Below are 24,097 nucleotides of genomic sequence, written 5' to 3'. Positions count from 1 at the left end.
TGGCATGAACGGCATTTCCTTCAATGAGCAGGTGGGCCTGCGGGTGTGGAGGTTCCGCCGCCTACCAGAGGCCTTTTCAGGCTGGGCTAGACTGCTCGGCCCGAGCGTCCGCCGACCGTGCGCCCCGCTCGAGCGGGCGCTCCCGCCGTTCGCCCGTTCATCCGTTTTCCGACCTCCGGGTCCTCTCGACCCGCTCCGACGCCCATGTCCCAGATCCCAGAAGTCCAGCTGCTCCAGGCCTTGCAACAGGTCATCGACCCCAACACCGGTCGCGACTTCGTCTCGACGAAGCAGTTGCGCAACATGAAGATCGCCGGTGACACGGTCAGCTTCGACGTCGAGCTCGGCTATCCCGCGGCCAGCCAAATCGACGGCTTGCGCGCCGCGCTCGTGGCAGCGGCCCGCTCGGTGCCCGGCGTGGGCAACGTCAGCGTCGGGCTGAGCAGCAAGGTGATCGCGCACGCGGTGCAGCGCGGCGTGCAGCTGCTGCCGGGCGTGAAGAACATCATTGCCGTCGCCTCCGGCAAGGGCGGTGTCGGCAAGAGCACGACGGCGGCCAACCTGGCGCTGGCGCTGTCGGCCGAGGGCGCCACCGTCGGCCTGCTGGACGCCGACATCTACGGCCCCAGCCTGCCGCTGATGCTGGGCGTCCACGGCCGGCCGGAGAGCACCGACGGCCAGACGATGGAGCCGCTGGAGTCGCATGGGCTGCAGCTGATGTCGATCGGCTTCCTGGTCGAGGACGACCAGGCCATGGTCTGGCGCGGCCCGATGGCGACCCAGGCGCTGGAGCAGCTGCTGCGCCAGACGCGCTGGCGCGACCTGGACTACCTGGTCATCGACATGCCCCCGGGCACCGGCGACATCCAGCTCACCCTGTCGCAGCGCGTGCCGGTCAGCGGCGCGGTGATCGTCACCACGCCGCAGGACATCGCGCTGATCGATGCCAAGAAGGGCCTGAAGATGTTCGAGAAGGTCGGCGTGCCGATCCTGGGCATCGTCGAGAACATGGCCATCCACATCTGCAGCCACTGTGGCCATGCCGAGCACATCTTCGGCAGCGGTGGCGGCCAGCGCATGGCGGACCAGTACAGCCAGGAGCTGCTGGGCTCGCTGCCGCTGGCGCTGTCCATCCGCGAGCAGGCCGACAGCGGCAAGCCCACCGTCGTGGCCGAGCCCGACGGCCCGCATGCCCAGGCCTATCGCCAGATCGCTCGCAAGATCGCGGTGAAGCTGGCGGGGCAGGCCAAGGACTACTCGTCGAAATTCCCGACGATCACCATCTCGAAAAACACCTGACCCTCGTCGCCGGCTGCTGCAGCGCACAACGGTGCGCTCAGGAAAAACCTCTCCCATCGGTCGTGCGTCCTGCGGTTCGTCCTCTCGTCAAAGGGTGAGTCCGTATTGGACAAAGCCCGGGCTTTGTGCCGAAATACTTGGACGGACCGCGTGACGGTCGTGCAATTCACCCAGGTCGGCAACGGCGTCGAACCCAGGAGGCACACGAGATGGACATGAACCGGAGGCACTTCTTCCGGGTGAGCGGGGCGGCCGTGATGGGCTCCAGCCTCGTGGCCTTGGGGTTCTCTCCAAGCGCCGCACTGGCCGAGACGCGCCAGTTCAAGCTCGCCCGGGCAACCGAGACCCGCAACACCTGTCCCTACTGCTCGGTGGGCTGCGGGATCATCATGTACTCGCTCGGGGACAAGGCGAAGAACGTCACCCCGGAGATCATCCACATCGAGGGCGACCCGGACCACCCGGTCAATCGCGGCACCCTGTGCCCCAAGGGCGCGGGCCTGCTGGACTTCGTGCACAGCCCCAACCGGCTGAAGTACCCGGAGATCCGCGAGGCCGGGTCCAAGGAGTGGAAGCGCGTCAGCTGGGACGAGGCGATGAACCGCTTCGTCAAGCTGCTCAAGGCGGACCGCGACGCCAACTTCATCGCCGCGAATGCCGATGGCAGGACGGTGAACCGCTGGCTCTCGACCGGCATGATCTGCGCCTCCGCGTCCTCGAACGAGTCGGGCTACATCACCCACAAGGCGATGCGCTCGACGGGGATGCTCGCGTTCGACAACCAGGCCCGCGTTTGACACGGACCGACGGTGGCCAGTCTGGCCCCGACGTTCGGTCGCGGTGCGATGACCAACCATTGGGTGGACATCAAGAACGCCGATCTCGTCCTGATCATGGGCGGCAATGCCGCCGAGGCCCACCCCTGCGGCTTCAAGTGGGTGATCGAGGCCAAGCACCACAACAAGGCCCGCTTGATCGTGGTCGACCCGCGCTTCACGCGCTCGGCGGCGATGAGCGACTACTACGCGCCCATCCGCGCGGGGTCCGACATCGCCTTCCTCGGCGGGGTCATCAACTACCTGCTGAGCAACGACAGGATCCAGAAGGAATACGTCCGCCATTACACGAACGCGACCTTCCTGATCAATGAGGGCTACAAGTTCGAGGACGGCCTCTTCTCCGGCTACGACGAGGCCAAGCGCGCCTACAACAACGCGTCCTGGGCCTATGAACTCGACGAGAAGGGCTTCGCCAAGGTCGACATGACGATGCAGCACCCGCGCTGCGTGCTCAACGTCATGAAGCAGCATTACGCGCGCTACACGCCGGAGAAGGTGAGCGAGATCTGCGGCACGCCCAAGGACAAGTTCCTGGAGGTCTGCAAGCAGATCGCCGAGACCTCGGTCCCCGGCAAGGTGATGACGGTGATGTATGCGCTGGGCTGGACGCAGCACAGCCAGGGCTCGCAGATCATCCGTACCGGCGCGCTGATGCAGCTGCTGCTGGGCAACATCGGCCAGCCGGGCGGCGGCATGAACGCGCTGCGTGGCCACAGCAACATCCAGGGCCTGACCGACCTGGGGCTGCTGTCGACCTCGCTGACGGGCTACATGTCGCTGGCCAAGGACTCGGAGCAGGACCTCGAGACCTACTACAAGACCCGCGCGCTCAAGCCGCTGCGTCCCAACCAGATGAGCTTCTGGCAGAACTACCCCAAGTTCTTCGTCAGCCAGCAGAAGGCCTGGTGGGGCAAGGCCGCGACCAAGGAGAACGACTGGGCCTTCCACTACCTGCCCAAGTGGGACAAGGGCTACGACGTGCTGCAGGCCTTCGAGCTGATGCACCAGGGCAAGGTCAACGGCTACATCTGCCAGGGCTTCAACCCGGTGGGTTCCTTCCCCAACAAGAAGAAGGTGGTCGAGAGCCTGTCCAAGCTGAAGTTCCTCGCCATCATCGACCCGCTCAACACGGAGACCGCCGAGTTCTGGAAGAACTACGGCGAGCACAACGACGTGAAGAGCGAGGAGATCCAGACGGTGGTGTTCCGCTTCCCGAGCACCTGCTTCGCGGAAGAGGAGGGCTCGCTGACCAACTCGGGCCGCTGGCTGCAGTGGCACTGGAAGGGCGCCGAGCCCCCCGGCGAGGCCAAGGGCGACGCCGAGATCATCGCGGAGATCTTCCTGCGCCTGCGCGCGCTGTACGTGAAGGACGGCGGCGCCTTCCCCGATCCGATCGTCAACCTGAGCTGGCCCTACAAGATCCCGCACAGCCCCTCGGCCGAGGAGCTGGCGATGGAATACAACGGCAAGGCGTTGGCCGACGTGACCGATCCGAAGGACCCGACCAAGGTCCTGGCCAAGGCGGGCGAGCAGCTGTCGGGCTTCGGCCTGCTGCGCGACGACGGCTCGACCTCCAGCGGCTGCTGGATCTACACCGGCTCGTGGACGCAGGCCGGCAACCAGATGGCGCGGCGCGACAACAGCGATCCGTGGGGCATCGGCCAGACGCTGAACTGGGCCTGGGCCTGGCCGGCGAACCGGCGCGTGCTCTACAACGCCGCCTCCTGCGACCCGACCGGCAAGCCGTGGAATCCGAAGCGGCGGCTGGTGTCCTTCACCGACAAGTGGGGCGGCTCGGACGTGCCGGACATCCGGCCCGACGCCAATCCCAACGACGAGGAGGCGGTGCGCCCCTTCATCATGACCGCCGAGGGCGTGGCGCGGCTGTTCGCGCCCAGCGGCATGGTGGACGGTCCGCTGCCGGAGCATTACGAGCCCTTCGAGTCGCCGCTGACGGTCAACCCGATGCACCCGAACAACGCCAAGGCGATGAACAACCCGGCGGGCCGGGTGTTCAAGGCCGACCGCGAGGCCTTCGGCAAGCCGGACAAGTTCCCGTACGTGGCGACCAGCTACCGGCTCACCGAGCACTTCCATTACTGGACCAAGAACGTGCGGACCAGCGCGGTGATCCAGCCGCAGCAGTTCGTGGAGATCGGCGAGGAACTCGCGAAGGAGAAGGGGATCGCCAATGGCGACCAGGTGAAGGTCAGTTCCAACCGCGGCTTCATCAAGGCCGTGGCGGTGGTGACCAAGCGGGTGGCGTCGCTGGATGTCGGCGGCAAGCGGGTCCACACGGTGGGCCTGCCCAACCACTGGGGCTTCGTCGGCGTGGCCAAGCCCGGTTATCTGGTGAACACGCTGACCCCCTTCGTGGGCGATGCCAATACCCAGACGCCGGAGTTCAAGAGCTTCACCGTGAACATCGAAAAAGCTTGAGGAACCGCCATGTCTTCATTGCAATCCCTGGACATCGCGCTGCGCTCCGCCACGACGCTGCCCAGTCCCGACGCGCGGCGCACCACGCCGGAGGTCGCCAAGCTGATCGACGTGTCGTCCTGCATCGGCTGCAAGGCCTGCCAGGTGGCGTGCATGCAGTGGAACGACCTGCGCGACGACGTCGGCGACACCCACGGCACCTATGACAACCCGCGTGACCTGACGCCGCAGTCGTGGACGGTGATGCGGTTCTCGGAGGTCGAGGTCGTCGAGAACAAGCTGGAGTGGCTGATCCGCAAGGACGGCTGCATGCACTGCGAGGACCCCGGCTGCCTGAAGAGCTGTCCCGCGCCCGGCGCGATCGTGAAGTACCAGAACGGCATCGTCGACTTCATCTCCGAGCACTGCATCGGCTGCGGCAACTGCGTGACGGGCTGCCCCTTCGACGTGCCGCGCATCAGCAAGGCCGATAACAAGGCCTACAAGTGCAGCCTGTGCTCCGACCGTGTCGGCGTGGGCCTGGAGCCCGCCTGCGTGAAGGCCTGCCCGACCGGCGCGATCCGTTTCGGCTCGAAGGAGGACATGCACGAGTTTGCCGCCGAGCGCATCGTCGACCTGAAGGAGCGCGGCTACCAGAACGCCGGCGTCTACGACCCGCAGGGCGTGGGCGGCACGCACGTCATGTACGTGCTGCAGCATGCCGACCAGCCCGAGCTCTATCACGGCCTGCCCAAGGATCCGCACATCAGTCCGCTGGTGTCGCTGTGGAAGGGCGCGGCCAAGCCGCTGGCGGTGGCCGCGATGATCGGCGCGGCGGTGGCGGGCTTCTTCCATTACATGAAGGTCGGGCCGCAGAAGACCGGACACGACGAGCCGGACGAGGACGAGGAACTCGCCTACGAGCGCGCGAAGCACGGCGACGCGCCGCGCGACCCCGCCGTGCCGCCGGCGGGCGGTGGTCTCTGACCTTCACCGGGAGATCGACATGTTGCTGCAACGCTATCGCGACAGCCAGCGGATCAACCACTGGCTCATCGTGCTGCTGTTCCTGTGCGCCGGGCTGTCGGGCCTGGCCTTCTTCCATCCCAGCCTGTTCTTCCTGAGCCATCTCTTCGGCGGCGGGCCGTGGGCGCGCATCCTGCACCCCTACATGGGGCTGGGCATGGTGGTCGCGTTCGCGTTCCTGGCCGCGCAGCTGTGGCGGGACAACCGCTGGACCGACGCGGACCGCCAATGGATGCGCCAGAGCGGGGACATGATTTTCGGCGGCCACAAGCACGGCACGCAGCCGGCGCACAAGTACAACGCGGGCCAGAAGATCGTGTTCTGGATCATGGTCGTGTCGCTGCTGATCCTGCTGGTGACCGGCTTCATGTTCTGGCACGCCTGGTTCCCCGACGGGAACATCCTGATGCGCCGTGTCGCGGTGGTGCTGCATGCGGCGGCGGCGGCGATCCTGATCCTGACGATCATCATCCATGTCTACGCCGCGATCTGGGTCAAGGGCTCGTTCCGGGCGATGACCCGTGGCACAGTCACCGACACCTGGGCCGCGCACCATCATCCGCTGTGGCACAAGGCAGTGAAGGAGCGTCCCCCCGCATGACCCCCAGCAGCCCCATCCGGGTGATGAGCCCGGAAGAGATCGCCGTCAATGCCGGCGCCCGCGCGGCGCCGGTGAAGGTGCCGGAACCCGGCCTCTTCGCCGAGCGCGCCTTGCGGCTGCGCCAGTTGGCCGACGGGCATGCGATGCGCGACTACCTGCTGTTCGTGGCCGAGCTGGCGCAGCGCCAGCATGAGCTGCTGAAGCAGCCCCGCGCGCTGAAGTTGCCGGACGAGGTGCTGATCAATGGCGCGATGGTGGGCGGCTTGCCGCCGGTGGAGGCGCAGAGCCATCCGCGCGACGCCGTCTGGCGTGAAGAGCTCCAGGCGCTGTTGACCGCGATGCGCGGCGCGGCGATCCCGGAACCGGCGCAGGCGCTGGTCGCCCGGCTGGCGCAGGCGGACGGGGGCTGGCTGGAGCAGCAGGCCGCCGCGCTGCTGGCGGGCGGCGGACCGGGCCTGGATCCGGCGGCGGCGCCGCTGATCGCCGCGGCGCTGCAGGTGTACTGGACGCGGCTGGTCACCGGCTTGCAGGAGCGCTATGAGCGCAGCGACCAGGGCGAGAACGTCGCCCCCTTCGGCATGATCGACGACCCCACGGTCTGCCCGTGCTGCGGCTCGCGGCCGGTGGCCTCGATCACCCGTGTCGCGGCCGAGCAGTCCGGGCAGCGCTTCCTGGCCTGCTCGCTGTGCGGCGCGCAATGGCATTACGTGCGCATCAAGTGCACGCATTGCCAGGGCACCAAGGGCATCAGCTTCCAGACGCTGGTCGACGACGAGGGAAAAAAGGCCGAGGCGGTCGCCGCCGAATGCTGCGAGACCTGCGGGCATTACCTCAAGCAGGTCCACATGGAGAAGGACCTGCAGGTCGAGCCGCTGGCCGACGACCTCGCCACGCTGACGCTGGACCTGCTGGTCGGCGAGCTCGGCCTGGTGCGCCAGGGCTTCAATCCGATGCTGATCCTGGGCGAGGCCGAGGCCTCGCTGGACGGCGGCCCGGGCGCGGGCCTCGATCCGCCGGGCCGACCCGGCGCGCCGCCTCCCGATCCCGGAGGGCGCTGAGCATGACGCCCGAGGCATCCATGGTTCATGGTCCGACGGCAGGCTCCCCGGCAGCCGCTTCCGACCCTTCCACTCCTGGCAGCACAGCCGCGACCGCCGCGCCGAAGGACCTGCCTTCCGTCGACCGCCTGCTGCGCGACGAGGCCGTCACCCACCTGATGGCGCGCCACGGCCATGCCTTCGTGGCCGGGGAGGCCCGCCGGCTGCTCGAGGCCTGGCGTCGCCGCGCGGTCGAGGGCACGCTGGCGGCGCATGAATTGCGGCATCTGCCCGCCGAGCTCGAGCGGCGCTGCGAACAGCGGCTGGCGCCCCGGATGCGGCGCGTGATCAACCTGACCGGCACGGTGCTGCACACCAACCTGGGCCGCGCGCTGCTGGCCGACGAGGCGCTGCAGCAGGTGCTGGCCTGCATGGGATCGCCGAACAACCTGGAGTTCGACCTCGCGCGCGGCGAGCGCGGGGACCGCGACAGCCTGGTCGAGTCGCTGCTCTGCGAGATCACCGGCGCCGAGGCGGCGACGGTGGTCAACAACAACGCCGCGGCCGTCCTGCTGGGCATCGCGGCGCTGGCGGGCGGCAAGGAGGCCATCGTGTCGCGCGGCGAGCTGGTGGAGATCGGCGGCGCCTTCCGCATGCCCGACGTGATGGCGGCGGCGGGCGCGAAGCTGGTCGAGGTCGGCACGACCAACCGCACCCACGCGCGGGACTACCAGGCCGCGATCGGCCCGCACACCGCGCTGCTGCTGAAGGTCCACACCAGCAACTACGCGATCCAGGGCTTCACCGCCTCGGTCAGCGAAGCGGCGCTGGCACCGATCGCCCGGGCGGCGGGCGTGCCGCTGATGACGGACCTGGGCAGCGGCTCGCTGGTGGACCTGGCGCAGTGGGGCCTGCCCGCCGAGCCGCTGCCGCAGCAGATGCTGGCGGACGGCTGCGACGTGGTGACCTTCAGCGGCGACAAGCTGCTCGGCGGGCCGCAGGCCGGTTTGATCGTCGGCCGCAAGGACCTGGTCCAGCAGATCCGCAAGTTCCCGATGAAGCGCGCGCTGCGGCTGTCCAAGCTGCCGCTGGCGGCGCTGGAGGCGACCTTGCGGCTGTACCTGCGGCCGGACCGGCTGACGCAGGACCTGCCGACGCTGCGGCTGCTGACGCGCCCGGTCGATCAGATCGAGGCGCAGGCCGACCGGCTGCTGGCGCGCGTCCAGGCCGCGGTCGCGCCGCGCTTCGCGGTGCGGGTGAGCACGATGCGCGGACAGATCGGCTCGGGGTCGCTGCCGGTGGAGACGCTGCCGTCGGCGGGGCTGGTGCTGACGCCGCAACTGCCGGGCAAGCGCGGCGTGGGACGCGCGCTCGACGAGCTGCAGACCGCGCTGCGCGCGCTGCCGCTGCCGGTGATCGCGCGGGTGCAGTCGGACGAGCTCTGGCTGGACCTGCGCTGCCTGGACGAGGCGCGCGAGGAGGCAGCGTTCATCGAGCAGCTCGCGCTGCTGAAGGAGTCGCTCGCGTGATCGTCGGGACCGCCGGCCACATCGACCATGGCAAGACGACGCTGGTGAAGGCGCTCACCGGCGTCGACACCGACCGCCTGCCCGAAGAGAAGCGGCGTGGCATCAGCATCGCGCTGGGGTATGCGTATCTGGACCTTGTGCCCGGCCAGGGGCGGGGCGAAGGCCAGGGCGTGGGCGGCGAGGGGGGCCGAGGGGGCGACGGTGCCGGCCGGCGCATCGGTTTCGTCGACGTGCCCGGGCATGAGCGCCTGGTGCACACGATGCTCTCCGGCGCGACCGGCATCGACCATGCGCTGCTGCTGGTGGCCGCCGATGACGGCGTCATGCCGCAGACCCGCGAGCACCTGGCGCTGCTGTCGCTGCTGGGCCTGGAGCGGGCCACCATCGCGCTGACCAAATGCGATCGGGTGGACGCCGCGACCCGTGCGCGTCGGCATGACGAGATCCGCGCGCTCGTGGCGGACACGGCGCTCGCGGGCGCGCCGATCTTCGAGGTCGCCGCGACAACGGGCGCCGGCGTGCGCCCGCTGCGCGAGCACCTGATCGCCGAAGCCGCGGCGCTGCCGCCGCGCGCGGGGGCCGGGCTGGGCTTCCGGCTCGCGGTCGATCGGGTGTTCAGCCTGCCGGGCGTCGGGACCGTCTGCACGGGGACCGCGCATGCGGGTGAGCTGGCCGTCGGCGACGAGCTCGTGGTGCTGCCGCCCGCGCCGGGCCAGGCGCCGCTGCGCGCGCGGGTGCGCAGCCTGCATGCGCAGAACGCGGTGGCGGTCAAGGCGTCGGCCGGGCAGCGCGCCGCGATCGGGTTGGTCGGGCTCGAGAAGGAGGAGGTCGGACACGGACAGTGGCTGGCCGCGCCGGAAGTCGCCCAGTGGACCGAGCGTCTGGACGCGCGGCTGCGCCTCTGGCCCGAGGAGGCCCGGGCGCTGCGCAGCGGCACGCCGGTGCATGTGCATGTCGGCGCGGCGCAGGTGACGGGCTCGGTGGCGGTGCTCGGCGGCCTGGGCGGCAGGCCGGTCGAGGCGCTGCAGCCCGGCGGCGAGGCGTTCGTTCAGGTGGTGCTGCACCGACCGATCGGCGCGTGGGCCGGCGATCGGATCGTGCTGCGCGATGCCTCCGCGACGCGGGCGCTGGCCGGCGGCGTCGTGCTGGATCCGCAGGCGCCGGCGCGTTATCGCCGCACGCCGCAGCGGCTCGCGGAACTGGTCGCGCTGACGGCGGACACGCCGCTGCAGCGGCTCGAGGGTCTGCTGGGCCAGGCGCCGATGGGCGTGGACCTGGTCCGCTTCGCGGCCGGGCAGGGCATTGCCGGGGGAACCCGCGCGGCGCTGGTGGCGGGGATCGGCGCTGCGGGTGGAGCGGGGGCGACCGGGGGCGGTGCGGCGAGCGTGGCGGCGGGGAACGCGGTGGGCTATGCGGCGGCGGGCAGCGCCGGCACCGCGGCGGCGGGCGACATCACCGTCGTGCCGGGCGCCGACGGGCCGCTGTGGGCGCTCGGCGCCGCGCAGACGGCCCAGTGGGCCTACACCGCGCAGGAACGCCTGCAGCGCTATCACCAGGAGCAGCCGGAAGAACTCGGGCCCGACCTCGCGCGCTGGCGCCGGCTGGCCGCGCCGCGCATGGCCGAGCCGCTGTGGCGCGCGCTCGTGCAGCGGCTGGCCGCGGCAGGGCGCGTCGTCGTCAGCGGGGCGACCGTGCATCTGTCGGCGCATGGCGTGCAGCTGTCGGCATTGGATGAACGGCTGGCTCAGAAGGTCATGCCGCGGCTGCTGGCGGCCGGCTTCGAAGGCGTCTGGGCTCGCGACCTGGCGAAGGAGGCCGGCGAGCCCGAAGCGCTCGTGCGCACGACGCTGGCACGGCTGGCCCAGCGCGGGGAACTGTTCCAGGTGGTGAAGGACCTGTACCATGCGCCCCCGGCGATCCAGGCACTGGCAGGGATCGCGCGGGAGTCCGCAGCCGACGGCGACGTGAAGGCCGCGGCGTTCCGCGACCGCAGCGGCCTGGGCCGCAAGCGCGCCATCCAGGTGCTGGAGTTCTTCGACAAGGTCGGACTGCTCCGGCGCGTGGGCGACGCCCATCGGCTGCGGAACGACTGCCAGTTGTTCATCGAACACCCCACACCCCAACAACGGAGAGGCAACGACCCCGGTGGATCGGCCGGACTTCAAATCCGGTGAATGGCGCCATGCGCCGTTGGGTGGGTTCGACCCCCACGCCCCTCCGCCAGCGACATCGGCTGGCCGGCTGCGCGGCCCGATCTTGCGCCTGCGGTGCTCGCCGTACGACAGTACGGCTCCGCTCCTCGGCGCAACCTCGGGCCGCTCGCAACGGCCATCCGATGTCGCTGGCTACTGCGGCCGCCCCAAGGGCGGCAAGTTCTTTGACTGCTGGCAGTCCTCTTGGCGCTGGCTGATGCGGCCGCCGCTCGGGTAGCCAGTTCTTTGACTGCGGATAACTCACCCCCAGGAGCTCTCTGATGTCCAGCCTCTTCCACCATGTCAGCCGTGCGCTGCAGGGGATCGCCACCGCCTCGCTGATCATCGCGAGCAGCATCGGTTCCGCCCAGGCCCAGACCTCGCCGCCGGTCCTCCGCGTGACCGCCATTCCCGACGAGTCACCAACCGAACTGGCGCGCAAGTTCGCGCCGCTCGGCAAGTACCTCGAAAAGGAACTCGGGGTGAAGGTCGAGTGGACCCCCGTCACCGACTACGCCGCCGCCGTCGAGGCCCTCGCCAACAAGAAGGTCGAACTGGCCTGGTTCGGTGGCTTCACCTTCGTGCAGGCGAACGTGCGCTCCGGCGGCAAGATCGTCCCCCTCGTGCAACGCGAGGAAGACGAAAAATTCCGCTCGGTGTTCATCACCGATACCCAGTCTGGCATCCGCAAGCTCGAGGACCTCAAAGGCAAGACGCTCAGCTTCGGCTCGGCCTCCTCGACCTCCGGCCACCTGATGCCGCGCTCCTTCCTCCTCGCCGCGAAGATCAATCCCGATACCGACCTCAAACGCATCTCCTTCTCCGGCGCGCATGACGCCACCGTGGCCGCGGTCGCGTCCGGCAAGGTCGACGCCGGCGCGCTCAACATCTCCGTCTGGGAAAAACTGGTCGCCGAGAAGAAGGTCGACACCGGCACCCTGAAGGTGTTCTTCACCACCCCGCCGTATTACGACTACAACTGGAGCGTCCACGCCGACATGCCCGCCGCGACGAAGGAAAAGCTCAAGGCCGCCTTCCTGAAGCTGAGCCCCTCGACGCCGGAAGGCAAGGAGATCCTCGAGCTGCAGCGCGCAACAAAGTTCGTGCCAACCCAGCCGGAGAACTACGCCGGCATCAAGGCGGCCGCCGAGAACGCCGGCCTGCTGAAGTGAGCTGAGACGAGCGCGATGTCCCTGCTGGTGTTGGAGGGCCTGCGGCTGCAGGCCGGCGCGCGCACGCTGATCGAGCCGCTGTCGCTGCGGATCGAGCCCGGCGAGCAGGTCGCACTGATCGGCGCCTCGGGCGCCGGCAAGACCTCGCTGCTGCATGCGCTGGCCCTGGCCTCGCGCCCCGCCGCTGGCACGCTGCGCCTGGGCGGCCAGGACGGCTGGGCGCTGTCCTCGCGTGAACGCCACCAACTGCGCCGCACGCTGATGCTGGCGCCGCAGCACCCACCGCTGCCGCCGCGCCAGCGCGTCGTGACCGCCGTGCTGGCCGGCCGGCTGCCCGGCGCCTCGGTGGCCCGCAGCCTGCGCATGCTGTTCAGCCCCGACCAGGCCCAGGCCCGGCTGGCCTTCGACGCGCTGGACCGGCTGGAGCTCGGCGCCCGGCTCTGGTCGCGCGTGGACCAGCTCTCCGGCGGCGAGCGCCAGCGCGTGGCGGTGGCGCGACTGCTGGTGTCCCAGGCACGGCTCTGGCTCGCCGACGAGCCGCTCTCGGCCCTCGATCCGCAGCGCGCGCAGCGGGTGCTCGCCGTCCTGCAGGACGCCGCCCGCGCCCAGGACCGCACCCTCGTATGCAGCCTGCACCAGGTCGATCTGGCCTGCCGCCTCTTCCCGCGCGTGATCGCGCTGCGCCAGGGCCGACTCGTCTACGACGGCCCGCCGCGGGACCTCGGCGCCCGCCAGCTGGACGAGATCTACGCCGACCTGCTGAATGAAACCCCCTCGACGCCCGACGACGCGCCAATGACCGCCGCACCGCCGCAGGCGATGTGCCGATGAACGCCGGCAGCGCCGAACGGCACGACGGCCCAGGAAGTGGTCGTGGCGGCGGAGGTGGCACCGACCGCGCGTCGTCATCGACGGCCACGGCGCCGTGGCGGCGCGACCCGGCGGCCGCTCGGCGGGTCGGGCTTGTGGTCGCCGTGCTGGTCGTGCTGTGGCCGCTGCTGGTCTGGTGCGAGTTCCGACCCTGGGAGCTGCTGGACGAGCGCAGCCTGCGCGCGACGATGCGCTTTGCCGGGCAGTTCCTGACGCCGCGCGTGGACCTCGAGTTCCTGACCATGCTCGCCGCCGACACCTGGCGCACCGTGGCGATGGCGACGGTCGGGCTGGCGCTCGCCTGGGTGATCGCCGTGCCGCTGGCGCTGCTGGCAACGGCGCGGCTGTCCGTGTCGGCGCTGAGCGGCCGCATGGCGGCGGGGCCGGCGGCGCTGCGCTGGGCGGTGCGGGCGGTGCTGATCGTGCTGCGCTCGGTGCCGGAACTCGTATGGGCGCTGATGCTGGTGCGCGTGATCGGCCTCGGACCGGGCGCGGGCGTGCTGGCGATCGCGCTGTCCTACGGCGGGATGCTCGGCAAGGTCTACGCCGAGATCCTGGAGAGCGCCGACGCCGCGCCGACGCAGGCGCTGCTGCGCGGCGGCGCGGGGCGGCTGCAGGCGCTGCTCTTCGGCGCGCTGCCCAGCTGCTCGGAGGAACTGGTCAGCTACACGGTCTACCGCTGGGAATGCGCGATCCGCTCCTCGGTGGTGCTGGGCTTCGTCGGCGCCGGCGGGCTGGGCCAGCAACTGGACAACGCGACCAAGATGTTCGCCGGCTCCGAGGTGGCGACCATCCTGCTGATCTTCATCGCCCTGGTGGCGATGGCGGACCGCATCAGCGCCTGGCTGCGGCCGGCGCGCATCGCGGGGCAGGGCGGCGAGTCACGGCATCCGCTGTCCGCCCGACCGCCCGCGCGCTGGGGACTGCGGACATTGCTGGCGGCGCTGCTGGCGCTGCTGGTGATGAGCGTCGTCACGCTGCCGCTGCGCTGGGGCGAACTGCTCGGCGCCGGCGCCCTGGCGGAGATGGGCCGCTTCCTGGCCGAGTTCTTCCCGCCTCAACTCGCGCCGGACTTCCTCGGTCGGGTCGGGCAGGGCGCGCTGGAGACGCTGGCGATGTCGGCGCTGGGCAGCGGGCTGGCGGCGATCGCCGGACTCGCGGTCGCGCTGCTGGCGAGTCGGCCGCCGGGGCCGCTGCGCTGGGCGTCGCGGCTGCTGCTCAATGCGCTGCGCAGCGTGCCGGAGCTGGTCTGGGCGTCGCTGCTGCTGGTGGCGGCGGGACTGGGGCCGATGCCGGGCACCTTGGCGCTGGCGCTGCACACGACGGGCGTGCTGGGCCGGCTGATGGCCGAGGCGCTCGAGAACGCGCCGCCGCAGACCGCCCAGGCGCTGCGCTGGGCGGGCGCGTCGCGCTGGCAAGTCTTCGCCTTCGCGACGCTGCCGCAGGCGGCACCGCAGCTGCTCAGCTACACGCTGTACCGATGGGAGAACAACATCCGGGCCGCGACGGTGCTGGGCGTCGTGGGTGCGGGAGGCCTGGGGCAGATGCTCAGCCTGCACCTGAGCCTGTTCCAGATGCGGGAGACTTGCACCGTGCTGCTGGCGATGCTGGTGCTGGTGATGGCCGTCGATGCCTGCTCCTACGCGGCGCGGCGGCGCTTGAATCATTGATTGGCGGATCGTGGGTCGCCGCTTCGGCGGCACGATGCCGCAAGCCGTTGGATGAAGGAGGGGCGCCATGAACGACCAAGCCCTGAAGCTGCTGCTCACGCGCGCATCGGTGGGTCCGAAGTACTTGATCGAGCCGGGCCCGGACGACGCGGCGCTGGCCGCGATGACGGAGGCGGCGCTGCACGCGCCCGACCATGCGGCGCTGGTGCCGTTCCGATTCAAGGTCGTGCGCGGGGAGGCGCGCCGGTCGATGGCCGCGCTGTTCGCGGCGGCTGCGCGCCGGGCGGGTAAGGACGAGTCGGGCATCGCGATGGACGAGGAGCGCGCGCTGCGCCCGCCGGTGACGGTGGCGGTGGTCGCGCGCCTGGACCTGGGTCATCCGCAGGTGCCGGCGCATGAGCAGTGGGCGTGCGTCGGTGGCGCGCTGACCAATTTCCTGAATGCCGCGCAGGCGCTGGGTTTCGGCGGAAAGATGCTCAGCGGTGCGAAGGCGCGCGATCCCGGCCTCATCGCCGCGTTCTGCGAGCCGGGCGAGACCTTGCTCGGTTGGATCGCGATGGGCACCCCGTCGTCTTCCGACAAGCCCTCGAAGGCTCGCCCGCCGAAGTCCGGCGCCGACAGGGCGCTTCAATTCTGGCCAGGCTGACCGCGCCCGCCTTCGCCGCAGTCCTGCGTTCGGCGAGGTCCTGATTGGGGTGCAGCGCTAGGCGCAAACCGCAGCCATAGCGGCGCTATGGCGAGGATTTGCAACGACGCGGGGCGCCCCAATCAGGGCCTCGCCCATTAGCCGTAGATGTAGTTTTGGAGTTGGGCAATGGTCATTTCGTCGTCGGCAATGATGTTGTCCATCAAGTCGCGGATCGAGAGCATGCCCACGACCTGGTTGCCCTGGACGACGGGCAGGTGGCGGATCTTGCGCTGGCTCATCAGGCTCATGCATTCGCGGCAGTCGGTGTCGGGCTTCACCACGAACACGTTGGGCGTCATCACATCCTTGACCGGCGTGTGCCGCGAATCACGCCCCTGCAGGGCGATCTTCCGCGTGTAGTCTCGCTCCGAGAAGATGCCGAGCAGCCGATCGCCCTCCATCACCAGCAAGGCGCCGACATCGTGCTGCGCGAGCAGGTGCAGCGCATCGAACACCGTGGCTTCCGGCGCGACGCGCCAGACGCTCGGGCCGCGATTCTTCAGCAGTTCGGACACCGGTTTCATGGGGCCTCCTGGCGACATCTGACGGAACTCGGACGTCCAAGATAAGCGCCTTGGACCGGGGCTGCAAGCCCCTGCAAGACCCGACCCCCACAAGGGGTGACGTGCGGTCGCGCGGGCGGGATCGGCCCGCTCGGCCCGCGCCAGCCGTCCCCGATCAGGCCGGGTGGGTCAGGTCGCGCAGATGGGTCGGGCCGGCGCGGCGCTCGATCTCGGCGAGCAGGTCGCGGCCCCAGCCCATCGCGAACAGGGCCTCGCCGACGACGAACATCGGGCCGACCAGCAATCCCACCAGGTCGTCGACGAAGGCGGGCTTGCGGCCCTCGTAATAGTGACCGACGAACTGGATGATCCAGCCGACGATGAAGCTGCCCAGGCCCCAGGCCAGCCAGCTGCCGAAGGAGCCGTCCGCCAGCGGATGCGCCAGCGCCATCAGCACCGCGTTGACCAGCGCCGTGGACAGGCCCAGCACGAAGTTGCCTCGCGTCAGATACCAGACTGTCGCGCCGCCCCAGACCAGCCAGGCGGCGGAGACTGTCCAGTCACCGACATGGAATTGCGCCCGCGCCAGCAGCACGCCGATCGCGAAGACGATCAGCGGGATGCCGACAAAATGGGTGGCGATGTTGCGGCGATCGCGGTGGTAGGCGGCGTACTGCGCCATCAGGTCGGTGGCTTGGCGTGCCATGGCAGTCTCCGTGCGAGGTGTCGTCATGATGTCGCAATGCTAGTGCGACCAGCTTGTTTATGCCGTTCAGAATGTAGTTCTGACCACTCTTGGTTTACCCCTATGCAAGTGTTGACGCCGGCAAATGAGGTGGCTCCAGGCGCGCATCGGCGTGGCGGCGGAAGGTCAGCCGCGTCGGCGATCGCCGCGCTGCTGCTCGGAGGCGCGCTGGCCGGGTGCGGCACCGCGCCTCCAGCCACGACGCCGACAGCGACAACGCCGACAGCCACGACGCCCGGCGCCAGCGAGGCCCCATCGTCGCCAGGCCCGTCGTCCTGCACGGCCTGGCTGGCCGCGCAGCAACGCGGCGAAGGCCGGCTCTATCGCGTCGACGCCGCCACCTCGCAGGTCCGCATCCACGTCTTTCGCGCTGGACGCCTCGCCAAGGTCGGCCACAACCACGTGATCGGCGTCGAGCGGCTCACCGGCCAGGTCTTCGTTCCCACCGACGGCATCGCCGGCGCCGGCGTCGAACTGGCCTTCCGGCTCGACGACCTGGTCATCGATAAACCCGAGTGGCGCGCGCCGCTGGGGCCCGAGTTCGCCAGCACACCCTCCGCGTCCGACATGGCCGGCACCCGCGCCAACCTGCTCCGGGCCGTCGACGGCGAGCGCTTCCCGGTCATCGCGATGCGCAGCACCACCGTCGCCGGCGCCTTCCCGGTGCTGGCGCTCAAGCTCGCGGTTACCTGGCACGGCCAGACCCGCCTGCTCGACGTGCCAGTGCGGGTGGTCCGTCCTGCGGGGGATGCGGGGGGCTCGGTCCTGAGGGCGCAGGGGGCGCTCGTCCTCCGTCAGAGCGACTTCGGCATCACGCCGTTCTCCATCCTTGGCGGGCTGCTCGCGATCCAGGACGAGTTGACGGTGGACGTCGACGTCGCGGCTGTTCCCGCGGCGGCGTGTGATTGAGCGCCTTGCGCCGGAAGGACTGCGGGACGCCAGGCGGGGGCTCTCCACACCGCATGGGGGATCCCTCCTGGACCCCCAAGCGGTGTTCCGGCCCCAGCGACGCTCGCTGGCGGCGGGCCTGGGCGTCTGCTGCGATCAAGGCCTCAGGTCGAGGCTCATCAGGTCCTTGGCGTAGTAGCGGCCATCGGACAGGCGGATGGCGCGGGGCAGGTGGCCGTAGCGGGTGAAGCCGGCCCGCCGGTAGAGCGCGATCGCCGCCTGGTTGCCCGCCGTGACGCTGAGCGTGACCGTCTCCAGCCGCGGCTCGCGACGCAGCAGCGCCAGGGCCTGTCGCAGCAGGCGCTTGCCGATGCCGCGCCCACGGACCTCGTCGTCGACCATCATCCCGATCAGGTGCGCGACGTGCATCACCTTCTTGCGGTTCTCGTGCTCGCAGGTCAGGGCGCCCACCAGCCGCTCGCCCGACCACGCGCCCAGCGTGAACAGCGACTTGCCGCCCGCCTGCGGATGCAGCCGCACGCGGTAGCTCGAGGCCTCGCGCGCGCGCTCGGTCTCGGCGTCGGAGGTGAAGGCCTGCTCGTGCCGCGCGAGCATCGCGTCGCGCAAGGCCTTGTAGGCCGGCAGGTCCGCTTCGGTCAGCAGGCGCAGCGTGATCACGCCCTCGGCCGGTCGGCCCTCAGCCGCGGTCCAGTCGTTCGAGTCGCTCAAGCTCGCTCCTGTCGTTGATGTTGGCGAAGGCGCGCTCGTCCGCCGGCCGGTCGAAGGCGACCCGCGCCAGCGGCAGCGAACGCAGCCAGCCCTCGACGCGCCGTTCGCCCGCGTCCAGCGCCGCCGCCAGCCCGGCGCGGTGCCGGACATGGATCAGGCTGGCCAGGGGCTGGGGCCGCAGCGGCTCGCCCGGCGCCTCACGGCCCAGCGCCATCGCGGCGCTGTGGTCCGGTGCGAGGCCGGCGGCCAGGCGGTCGAGCAGGTCGGTCGGCAGCCAGGGGCAGTCGCCGCCGACGACGAGCAGCCACTCGGCGCCGACGCGGTCATTGCCGTCGCCGGGACCGCGATCCCCCGCGCTGTGGTCGCCGGGATGGCGGTCGTCGGAACCTCGATCACCGGCCCGGGCGCCGTCCGTGTCGGCGGCGGTGGTGCCTGTGGCGCTGGGGGCAGTCCGGGCATCCGCAAGCGCCGTCAGCCCGGCGAGGATGCCGGCCAGCGGTCCGGGGAAGTCCGGCAGCGGGTCGGGCAGGACTGGGTGGCCGAGGCGGCGGTAGTCGTCGAGGTGTCGATTGGCGCTGATGAGGATCCGGCCGCCGGTCTGGGGGGCGATGCGCTCGATGACGTGGTGGACCAGCGCCCGGCCCTGGAAGGGCTGGAGCGGCTTGTCGACGCCGCCCATGCGGGTGGCGCGGCCGCCGCAGAGGATCAGCGCGGTGGCGCGCATCAGCCGCCGATGTAGTGCATCTCGACGCGGCGCGCCGGGCCGGAGTCCGCCGCCGGCAGGCTGGCGCGCAGCTCCGAGTAGCGGTCGCCGCGCCGGGTCCAGAGCGCGCCCAGCGCGGCGGCGATCTCGGCGTCGGACCGCGGCGGGTGCTCGCCGTCGCCGCGCAGCAGCGCGCGCAGGTCGTGGCCATCGCCGGCGAACAGGCAGGTGTAGAGCCGGCCCTCGGTGGAGAGCCGCGCGCGGTTGCAGTCGCCGCAGAAGGCCTGGGTGACGCTGGAGATGAGGCCGATCTCGCCGCTGCCGTCGGCGTAGCCCCAGCGGGTGGCGGTTTCGCCCTCGACGGTGGCGGCGAGCGGGACCAGCTCGGCGTCCTCGCGCAGGCGCGCCAGGACCTGCGCGGACGGCAGCACCTCGTCCATGCGCCAGCCGTTGCTCATGCCGACGTCCATGTACTCGATGAAGCGCAGCACCACGCCGGTGCCGCGGAAGTGGCGCGCCATGGGGACGATCTGGTCGTCGTTGGTGCCGCGCTTGACCACCATGTTGACCTTGATCGGCGCCAGGCCGGCGGCCTGGGCGGCCTCGATGCCGCGCAGCACCTCGGCGACCGGGAAGTCGACATCGTTCATGCGGCGGAAGATGGCGTCGTCGAGCGCGTCCAGGCTGACGGTGACCCGGCGCAGGCCCGCGTCCCGCAGCGCCCGCGCCTTGCGCGCCAGCAGCGAGCCGTTGGTGGTCAGCGTCAGGTCGAGCGGCTGGCCCTCGGGCGTGCGCAGCTCGGCTAACTGGGCGATCAGCGCCTCGAGGTTGCGGCGCAGCAGCGGTTCGCCGCCGGTCAGGCGCAGCTTCTGGACCCCCAGGCCGGCGAAGACCCCCGCCAGACGGGTGATTTCCTCGAAGGACAGCAGGTCGCGGTGGGGGAGGAAGGTGTAGTGCTTGTCGAACACTTCCTTCGGCATGCAGTAGCTGCAGCGGAAGTTGCAGCGATCGGTGACCGAGATGCGCAGGTCGCGCAGCGGCCGGCCGCGCGCGTCCAGCCACGGCCCCGGGCGGGGCGGGGGGAGGGGATGCGGCACGGGAGGCGTCCGCCCGATCTGGCGCAGATCGAGCAGCGGAATCACACCATCGGTCATGGGGAGCGATTGTGCCGCCGGCCGCATCGCCTCGTCCGAGGATGGTCAAGGGCGGCGCGGTGTCTCGTGAATCGGACACGGCGAGCCGTTCCTGGCCAGCCCACTCGTCGAGGGCAGGGATCTCACGGGAGCAAGTCGGCCGAGCGGCGCGGACGGCTGAGATGAGTCATCGACCGCTTGTACGTCAGCGACGTAGCGTGGCAACATGCGAACCGTTGCCGAAACCCCCATCTTTCAGAAGTACGCCCGGGACCTTTGGACCGAAGCGGAACGCGTGGAATTCATCAACTGGATCGCATTGAACCCGGATGCCGGGGACGTGATTCCGGGCACTGGGGGATGCCGCAAGGTGCGCTGGTCCAAGGCCGGCAGCGGCAAGCGAGGCGGGGTTCGGGTGATCTACTTCAATGTGGAGGAGTACTTGATCTGGCTGTTGATCGTGTATGCGAAGGCAGCGTTCGACAACCTGCCAACCGCTTTTCTGGAACAGCTGAAGCAAGGAGTCGAAGATGCCTGACGATCAGGAGAAGTTTCAGCAGGATCTGTTGGACTCGATCCGGCAGATGAAAGCGGGCAAGGCCGCGCGAGTCACTCGCGTCGAAGTGCCTGGCGCCGCGGAAGCACGGGCCCGCACCGGTCTGTCGCAGGCCGACTTCGCTGGACTGCTGGGCGTGTCCAAGCGCACGCTGCAGGAATGGGAGCAAGGCCGGCGCGAGCCGACTGGCGCTGCCCGGGCCTTGCTCCGGGTCGCGATGGCCCATCCGGAGGTCCTGTTGGAACTGCGCTGAATCGGACCCGGGGGTCGTCACCCTGTAGGACTTGTCACTTGCACCGGAAGGTCAGGCGCGTTCGAATCCCGGAATGAGCTTGACCCCCACGACCGTGGTCCATGCGGACCTGGCCAGCTTCGTCTCCTTCGGCGAGGCCCTCACCGACATGATCCGCACCGGTCCCGGTACCTGGTGCAGCCGCAGCGGGGGCTCGCCGTGGAACGTGGCCATCGCGATGTCGCGGCTCGGCCAGCTCAGCGCCTTCGCCGGCGGCCTGAGCAAGGATCCCTTCGGCCAGGAGCTCTGGCAGGCCAGCGCGGACGCCCACCTGGACCTGCGCTTCATCCAGCAGTTCGCCAAGTCGCCGCTGATGGCCTTCGTCCATCAGGTGTCGCCGCCGGAGTACGCCTTCGTCGGCGACGACAGCGCCGACCTGCATTTCCGCCCCCACGCGCTACCCGCCGGCTGGCGCCGGGCGCTGCGCTGGGCCCATTTCGGCTCGATCAGCCTGACGCGCGAGCCGCTGGCCGCGCGGCTGATCGCGCTGGCCGAGTCCCTCAAGGACGAGGGCGCCCGCATCAGTTACGACCCGAATTACCGGATCTCGATGGACTCGCGCTATGACCGCACGCTCGAGCGCATGTGCCGGCTGGCGGACGTGATCAAGGTGTCGGACGAGGACCTGCGCGGCCTGTTCCGCAGCCGCGACCACCATGTCGGCCTGGCGCAGATCGCCGCCTGGAACCCGCGCGCCATCGTGATGCTGACGCTGGGGGAGCGCGGCGCCCAGCTGTTCCATCCGAAGGCGGACCTCAGCGCCGCGCCGCCGCCGCTGGACGCGGTCGTGGACACGATCGGTGCCGGCGATGCCGCCATGGCCGGGCTGCTCTACAGCCTGATGAACGGCGCGGCCCAGGAGCCCGAGGAACACCTGCGCTGGGCCGTCGCGGCCGGCGCCGCGGCGTGCTCGGGCGCGGGCGTGCACGGGCTGACGTCCGGCCTGGTGACCGCGCTGATCGACCGGGTGCAGGTGCAGCGGGCCGAGATGGTCTGAAGGCGCCCCGGCGGCGGCGGCGCGTTCAACGCAGCGCTAGCACGCTCAGGCGTCGCCGTCGTCCTCGCGTCTTGTCGCCACCAGCGACTTCAGACCGCCGACCTGCAGGCGCGGTCGGTCGGCCTCTTCCTCGGCCAGTGGGCTGACCTCGACCAGGCTGGCGTGGCAGCGCCGCGCCAGGTCCTGGTAGGTCTCGGTACCCTCGCGCTTCCAGCGGATCTCGTCCTCGGTCAGGGGCCGCATCACCTTGGCCGGCAGCCCGGCGATCAGCGATTTCTCCGGCAGCTTCAGCCCCGCCCGCACGAACGCGCAGGCCGCGACGATGCTGTAGGCGCCGACCTCCGCCTCGTCCATCACCACCGCGTTCATGCCGACCAGAGCGTCGTGGCGCACCACGCAGCCGTGCAGCACCGCGCCGTGACCGATGTGGCCGTTGGCCTCGACGACGGTGTCCGACGCCGGGAAGCCGTGGATCACGCAGGTGTCCTGGACGTTGGCGCCCGCCATCAGCCGGATCCGCCCGAAATCGCCCCGCAGCGAGGCGCAGGGGCCGACGTAGCAGTCCGGCCCGACGATCACGTCCCCGATCAGCACCGCCGTCGGGTGCACGTGGGCGCTGGGATGGACGACCGGCGACAGGCCGTCGATGGCATAGCAGGGCATGGATTCGTCTCCTATCGTGGTTCTGGCGTCCTCGGCCCCAGCACCAGGGGAACTTTCCCTGTAAATGACCGCGATCTTGGTGATAACCCTAGGTCACTGGCCTTGTGTTGGGATTCGATGGCTCGTAGTATCTACCGACCGGTCGGTAAATAGAAGCCGATCAAAAAAAGCTGCAAAAGCTGAATCCCCCTCAGGCCGAGGAGACAAGCCGAATGAGCACCACCCCCACCCCCCCGTCCACCGCCGAAGACAGCCCGCTGCTGATCAGCACCGAAGGCGCCGTGCGCGTCCTGACGCTGAACCGGCCGCAGGCGCTGAACGCGTTCACGACCGGCCTGCTGGGCCAGTTGCGCATCGCCCTGGACGAAGCGGCGCACGACGAGGCGGTGAGGGCGGTGCTCATCACCGGCGCCGGCCGCGCGTTCTGCGCCGGCCAGGACCTGTCCGACCCACACATCAAGCCCGAGTTCGACGACCACGCGGGCGACGCCGATCCGCAGCGCAAGCCCAAGGCCAAGGACATCGGCAACCTGCTGGACCATTACTACATCCCGCTGGCCCTGCGCCTGCGCAGCATGCCGGTGCCGACCGTCTGCGCGGTCAACGGCGTCGCCGCGGGCGCCGGCGCCAACTTCGCGCTGGGCTGCGACCTGGTGCTGGCGGGCCAGTCGGCCTCGTTCATCCAGGCCTTCTCCAAGATAGGCCTGGTGCCGGACTGCGGCGGCACCTGGCTGCTGACGCGGCTGGTGGGCCGGGCCCGCGCGATGCAGCTGGCGCTGCTGGGCGACAAGCTGCCCGCGGCCGACGCGCAGGCCTGGGGCCTGATCGGCCGCTGCGTCGCCGATGCCGAGCTGCAGAGCGAAGCCATGGCCACCGCGCAGAAGCTGGCGAAGATGCCGACCCGCGCGCTGGTGCAGACGCGCCAGGCGCTCGATGCCTCGATGGACCTGGAGTTCGAGGACGCGCTCAAGCTCGAGGCCAAGCTGCAGAGCCAGCTCGGCTACGCGCACGACTACCTGGAAGGCGCGGCCGCCTTCCTGTCCAAGCGCGCGCCGGTGTTCAAGGACCGCTGATGCGCGAGGCCCTCGATCCGCAGCGCATCGCCGAGGCTGTGCGCGACACGATGTTCGCCAATGACCGCGCGTCGCAGGGCCTGGGCCTGCGCATCGACGCGATCGGTCCCGGCACCGCGACGCTGTCGATGACGGTGCGCGAGGACATGCTCAACGGCTTCGACATCTGCCACGGCGGCTTCGTGACGACGCTGGCCGATTCCTGTTTCGCCTTCGCCTGCAACTCGCACAACGAGATGACGGTGGCGTCGGGCTTCGCGATCGACCTCGTCGCGCCCTCCCGGCTGGGGGACGTCCTGACGGCGCGCGCCAGCGAGACCTCGCTGGCCGGCCGCACCGGCGTCTACGACATCCGCATCACCAATCAACGCGACGAGCTGATCGCGGTCTTCCGCGGGCGGTCCTACCGCATGAAGGGCCGGCCCGTGGTGGCGGACCTGCCGCTGCCCGGCTGAGCCGGCCCGAGCCCGCGGC

The 24,097-nt window shown here is 70.3% G+C and carries 23 protein-coding genes and 1 tRNA gene; 18 read left to right on the top strand and 6 right to left on the bottom strand.

Annotated elements, in window-relative coordinates; genetic code table 11:
• Nucleotides 1-204 precede the first annotated feature (204 nt).
• The 12 genes from apbC (at nt 205) to ACTJKJ_RS15645 (ending at nt 15,299) form a co-directional block, all read left to right on the top strand.
• A complete protein-coding gene (apbC, locus tag ACTJKJ_RS15700) occupies nt 205-1,299 on the top strand; it encodes an iron-sulfur cluster carrier protein ApbC (RefSeq protein ID WP_147241946.1) in 1,095 nt (364 codons plus the stop codon).
• Nucleotides 1,300-1,508: 209 nt separating this feature from the next.
• The gene (gene fdnG, locus ACTJKJ_RS15695; RefSeq protein WP_440821006.1) at nt 1,509-4,577 is read left to right on the top strand and encodes a formate dehydrogenase-N subunit alpha; all 3,069 of its coding nucleotides are present in this window, start codon (nt 1,509-1,511) and stop codon (nt 4,575-4,577) included.
• Nucleotides 4,578-4,586: 9 nt separating this feature from the next.
• Nucleotides 4,587-5,543 carry a formate dehydrogenase subunit beta gene (gene fdxH, locus ACTJKJ_RS15690; RefSeq protein WP_091733978.1) on the top strand — a complete coding sequence of 319 codons (957 nt, stop codon included), beginning with the start codon at nt 4,587-4,589 and terminating at the stop codon, nt 5,541-5,543.
• A 19-nt stretch (nt 5,544-5,562) separates the two neighbouring features.
• On the top strand, nt 5,563-6,183 hold the full coding sequence (locus ACTJKJ_RS15685) for a formate dehydrogenase subunit gamma (protein ID WP_091733976.1): 621 nt from the start codon (nt 5,563-5,565) through the stop codon (nt 6,181-6,183).
• Nucleotides 6,180-7,241, top strand: a complete 1,062-nt coding sequence (gene fdhE, locus ACTJKJ_RS15680) for a formate dehydrogenase accessory protein FdhE (protein WP_440821005.1) — start codon at nt 6,180-6,182, stop codon at nt 7,239-7,241. The genes ACTJKJ_RS15685 and fdhE overlap by 4 nt, the downstream gene beginning before the upstream one ends.
• Nucleotides 7,242-7,261: 20 nt before the next feature.
• Nucleotides 7,262-8,749, top strand: coding sequence for an L-seryl-tRNA(Sec) selenium transferase (gene selA / locus ACTJKJ_RS15675; RefSeq protein WP_440821004.1), 1,488 nt, complete (start codon nt 7,262-7,264; stop codon nt 8,747-8,749).
• A complete protein-coding gene (gene selB, locus ACTJKJ_RS15670) occupies nt 8,746-10,923 on the top strand; it encodes a selenocysteine-specific translation elongation factor (RefSeq protein WP_440821003.1) in 2,178 nt (725 codons plus the stop codon). The genes selA and selB overlap by 4 nt, the downstream gene beginning before the upstream one ends.
• Nucleotides 10,877-10,972, top strand: a tRNA-Sec gene (locus tag ACTJKJ_RS15665). Before selB ends, ACTJKJ_RS15665 begins: the two co-directional genes overlap by 47 nt.
• 250 nt (nt 10,973-11,222) lie before the next feature.
• On the top strand, nt 11,223-12,113 hold the full coding sequence (locus ACTJKJ_RS15660) for a putative selenate ABC transporter substrate-binding protein (RefSeq protein WP_440821002.1): 891 nt from the start codon (nt 11,223-11,225) through the stop codon (nt 12,111-12,113).
• Between the two features lie 15 nt (nt 12,114-12,128).
• Nucleotides 12,129-12,944 carry a phosphonate ABC transporter ATP-binding protein gene (locus ACTJKJ_RS15655; RefSeq protein WP_440821001.1) on the top strand — a complete coding sequence of 272 codons (816 nt, stop codon included), beginning with the start codon at nt 12,129-12,131 and terminating at the stop codon, nt 12,942-12,944.
• Complete coding sequence (gene phnE / locus ACTJKJ_RS15650) at nt 12,941-14,653, top strand: phosphonate ABC transporter, permease protein PhnE (protein WP_440821000.1); 1,713 nt, start codon at nt 12,941-12,943, stop codon at nt 14,651-14,653. The genes ACTJKJ_RS15655 and phnE overlap by 4 nt, the downstream gene beginning before the upstream one ends.
• A 67-nt stretch (nt 14,654-14,720) precedes the next feature.
• Entirely contained in the window at nt 14,721-15,299 is a 579-nt protein-coding gene (locus tag ACTJKJ_RS15645) for a nitroreductase family protein (RefSeq protein ID WP_440820999.1), read from the top strand.
• Nucleotides 15,300-15,436: 137 nt separating this feature from the next.
• Here the strand turns inward: ACTJKJ_RS15645 and ACTJKJ_RS15640 are convergent, their stop codons facing one another.
• Nucleotides 15,437-15,865 (bottom strand): CBS domain-containing protein, encoded by a 429-nt coding sequence (locus tag ACTJKJ_RS15640; RefSeq protein ID WP_297383826.1) that lies wholly within the window; start codon nt 15,863-15,865, stop codon nt 15,437-15,439.
• Between the two features lie 154 nt (nt 15,866-16,019).
• Nucleotides 16,020-16,550: an Mpo1 family 2-hydroxy fatty acid dioxygenase gene (locus ACTJKJ_RS15635; RefSeq protein ID WP_147241341.1), complete on the bottom strand. Its 531-nt coding sequence runs from the start codon at nt 16,548-16,550 to the stop codon at nt 16,020-16,022.
• Nucleotides 16,551-16,652: 102 nt separating this feature from the next.
• Here ACTJKJ_RS15635 and ACTJKJ_RS15630 point away from each other — a divergent pair, with 102 nt between their 5' ends.
• Nucleotides 16,653-17,498, top strand: coding sequence for a hypothetical protein (locus ACTJKJ_RS15630; RefSeq protein WP_440820998.1), 846 nt, complete (start codon nt 16,653-16,655; stop codon nt 17,496-17,498).
• A 135-nt stretch (nt 17,499-17,633) separates the two neighbouring features.
• Here the strand turns inward: ACTJKJ_RS15630 and ACTJKJ_RS15625 are convergent, their stop codons facing one another.
• Genes ACTJKJ_RS15625 through moaA form a run of 3 tightly spaced genes read right to left on the bottom strand, consistent with a single transcriptional unit; the run spans nt 17,634 to nt 20,063 of the window.
• Nucleotides 17,634-18,206 (bottom strand): GNAT family N-acetyltransferase, encoded by a 573-nt coding sequence (locus tag ACTJKJ_RS15625; RefSeq protein ID WP_297383820.1) that lies wholly within the window; start codon nt 18,204-18,206, stop codon nt 17,634-17,636.
• Nucleotides 18,175-18,930, bottom strand: a complete 756-nt coding sequence (gene mobA / locus ACTJKJ_RS15620) for a molybdenum cofactor guanylyltransferase (RefSeq protein WP_440820997.1) — start codon at nt 18,928-18,930, stop codon at nt 18,175-18,177. Before mobA ends, ACTJKJ_RS15625 begins: the two co-directional genes overlap by 32 nt.
• Nucleotides 18,930-20,063 carry a GTP 3',8-cyclase MoaA gene (moaA, locus tag ACTJKJ_RS15615; protein WP_183492252.1) on the bottom strand — a complete coding sequence of 378 codons (1,134 nt, stop codon included), beginning with the start codon at nt 20,061-20,063 and terminating at the stop codon, nt 18,930-18,932. Before moaA ends, mobA begins: the two co-directional genes overlap by 1 nt.
• 274 nt (nt 20,064-20,337) lie before the next feature.
• On the opposite strand from moaA, the gene ACTJKJ_RS15610 reads away from it, so the two are divergent.
• The 3 genes from ACTJKJ_RS15610 to ACTJKJ_RS15600 all read left to right on the top strand — a co-directional run bounded on the left by ACTJKJ_RS15610 (nt 20,338) and on the right by ACTJKJ_RS15600 (nt 21,887).
• On the top strand, nt 20,338-20,580 hold the full coding sequence (locus tag ACTJKJ_RS15610) for a transcriptional regulator (RefSeq protein ID WP_321170194.1): 243 nt from the start codon (nt 20,338-20,340) through the stop codon (nt 20,578-20,580).
• Nucleotides 20,573-20,851, top strand: coding sequence for a helix-turn-helix domain-containing protein (locus ACTJKJ_RS15605; RefSeq protein WP_183480850.1), 279 nt, complete (start codon nt 20,573-20,575; stop codon nt 20,849-20,851). Before ACTJKJ_RS15610 ends, ACTJKJ_RS15605 begins: the two co-directional genes overlap by 8 nt.
• A 73-nt stretch (nt 20,852-20,924) precedes the next feature.
• Nucleotides 20,925-21,887, top strand: a complete 963-nt coding sequence (locus ACTJKJ_RS15600; RefSeq protein WP_440820996.1) for a carbohydrate kinase family protein — start codon at nt 20,925-20,927, stop codon at nt 21,885-21,887.
• 45 nt (nt 21,888-21,932) lie between these two features.
• Here the strand turns inward: ACTJKJ_RS15600 and ACTJKJ_RS15595 are convergent, their stop codons facing one another.
• Nucleotides 21,933-22,550 (bottom strand): phenylacetic acid degradation protein PaaY, encoded by a 618-nt coding sequence (locus ACTJKJ_RS15595; RefSeq protein ID WP_440820995.1) that lies wholly within the window; start codon nt 22,548-22,550, stop codon nt 21,933-21,935.
• A gap of 212 nt (nt 22,551-22,762) precedes the next feature.
• On the opposite strand from ACTJKJ_RS15595, the gene ACTJKJ_RS15590 reads away from it, so the two are divergent.
• On the top strand, nt 22,763-23,623 hold the full coding sequence (locus ACTJKJ_RS15590) for an enoyl-CoA hydratase-related protein (protein WP_440820994.1): 861 nt from the start codon (nt 22,763-22,765) through the stop codon (nt 23,621-23,623).
• Nucleotides 23,623-24,078 carry a hydroxyphenylacetyl-CoA thioesterase PaaI gene (gene paaI, locus ACTJKJ_RS15585; protein ID WP_343607366.1) on the top strand — a complete coding sequence of 152 codons (456 nt, stop codon included), beginning with the start codon at nt 23,623-23,625 and terminating at the stop codon, nt 24,076-24,078. The genes ACTJKJ_RS15590 and paaI overlap by 1 nt, the downstream gene beginning before the upstream one ends.
• Nucleotides 24,079-24,097: the final 19 nt, after the last annotated feature.

The sequence above is a fragment of the Roseateles sp. 22389 genome (assembly GCF_052044995.1).
Lineage (GTDB): Bacteria > Pseudomonadota > Gammaproteobacteria > Burkholderiales > Burkholderiaceae_C > Roseateles.
Note: the sequence above shows the minus strand (reverse complement) of the source record. Positions and strands in the feature narration are given on the sequence as shown.

What these genes read in the sequence shown, in the direction of transcription:
- apbC (WP_147241946.1), top strand. Translation starts at nt 205, where the DNA reads ATGTCCCAGATCCCAGAAGTCCAGCTGCTCCAGGCCTTGCAACAGGTC.
- fdxH (WP_091733978.1), top strand. Translation starts at nt 4,587, where the DNA reads ATGTCTTCATTGCAATCCCTGGACATCGCGCTGCGCTCCGCCACGACG.
- ACTJKJ_RS15685 (WP_091733976.1), top strand. Translation starts at nt 5,563, where the DNA reads ATGTTGCTGCAACGCTATCGCGACAGCCAGCGGATCAACCACTGGCTC.
- fdhE (WP_440821005.1), top strand. Translation starts at nt 6,180, where the DNA reads ATGACCCCCAGCAGCCCCATCCGGGTGATGAGCCCGGAAGAGATCGCC.
- selA (WP_440821004.1), top strand. Translation starts at nt 7,262, where the DNA reads ATGGTTCATGGTCCGACGGCAGGCTCCCCGGCAGCCGCTTCCGACCCT.
- ACTJKJ_RS15660 (WP_440821002.1), top strand. Translation starts at nt 11,223, where the DNA reads ATGTCCAGCCTCTTCCACCATGTCAGCCGTGCGCTGCAGGGGATCGCC.
- ACTJKJ_RS15655 (WP_440821001.1), top strand. Translation starts at nt 12,129, where the DNA reads ATGTCCCTGCTGGTGTTGGAGGGCCTGCGGCTGCAGGCCGGCGCGCGC.
- phnE (WP_440821000.1), top strand. Translation starts at nt 12,941, where the DNA reads ATGAACGCCGGCAGCGCCGAACGGCACGACGGCCCAGGAAGTGGTCGT.
- ACTJKJ_RS15645 (WP_440820999.1), top strand. Translation starts at nt 14,721, where the DNA reads ATGAACGACCAAGCCCTGAAGCTGCTGCTCACGCGCGCATCGGTGGGT.
- ACTJKJ_RS15640 (WP_297383826.1), bottom strand. Translation starts at nt 15,865, where the DNA reads ATGAAACCGGTGTCCGAACTGCTGAAGAATCGCGGCCCGAGCGTCTGG.
- ACTJKJ_RS15635 (WP_147241341.1), bottom strand. Translation starts at nt 16,550, where the DNA reads ATGGCACGCCAAGCCACCGACCTGATGGCGCAGTACGCCGCCTACCAC.
- ACTJKJ_RS15630 (WP_440820998.1), top strand. Translation starts at nt 16,653, where the DNA reads ATGCAAGTGTTGACGCCGGCAAATGAGGTGGCTCCAGGCGCGCATCGG.
- mobA (WP_440820997.1), bottom strand. Translation starts at nt 18,930, where the DNA reads ATGCGCGCCACCGCGCTGATCCTCTGCGGCGGCCGCGCCACCCGCATG.
- moaA (WP_183492252.1), bottom strand. Translation starts at nt 20,063, where the DNA reads ATGACCGATGGTGTGATTCCGCTGCTCGATCTGCGCCAGATCGGGCGG.
- ACTJKJ_RS15605 (WP_183480850.1), top strand. Translation starts at nt 20,573, where the DNA reads ATGCCTGACGATCAGGAGAAGTTTCAGCAGGATCTGTTGGACTCGATC.
- ACTJKJ_RS15600 (WP_440820996.1), top strand. Translation starts at nt 20,925, where the DNA reads ATGAGCTTGACCCCCACGACCGTGGTCCATGCGGACCTGGCCAGCTTC.
- ACTJKJ_RS15595 (WP_440820995.1), bottom strand. Translation starts at nt 22,550, where the DNA reads ATGCCCTGCTATGCCATCGACGGCCTGTCGCCGGTCGTCCATCCCAGC.
- ACTJKJ_RS15590 (WP_440820994.1), top strand. Translation starts at nt 22,763, where the DNA reads ATGAGCACCACCCCCACCCCCCCGTCCACCGCCGAAGACAGCCCGCTG.
- paaI (WP_343607366.1), top strand. Translation starts at nt 23,623, where the DNA reads ATGCGCGAGGCCCTCGATCCGCAGCGCATCGCCGAGGCTGTGCGCGAC.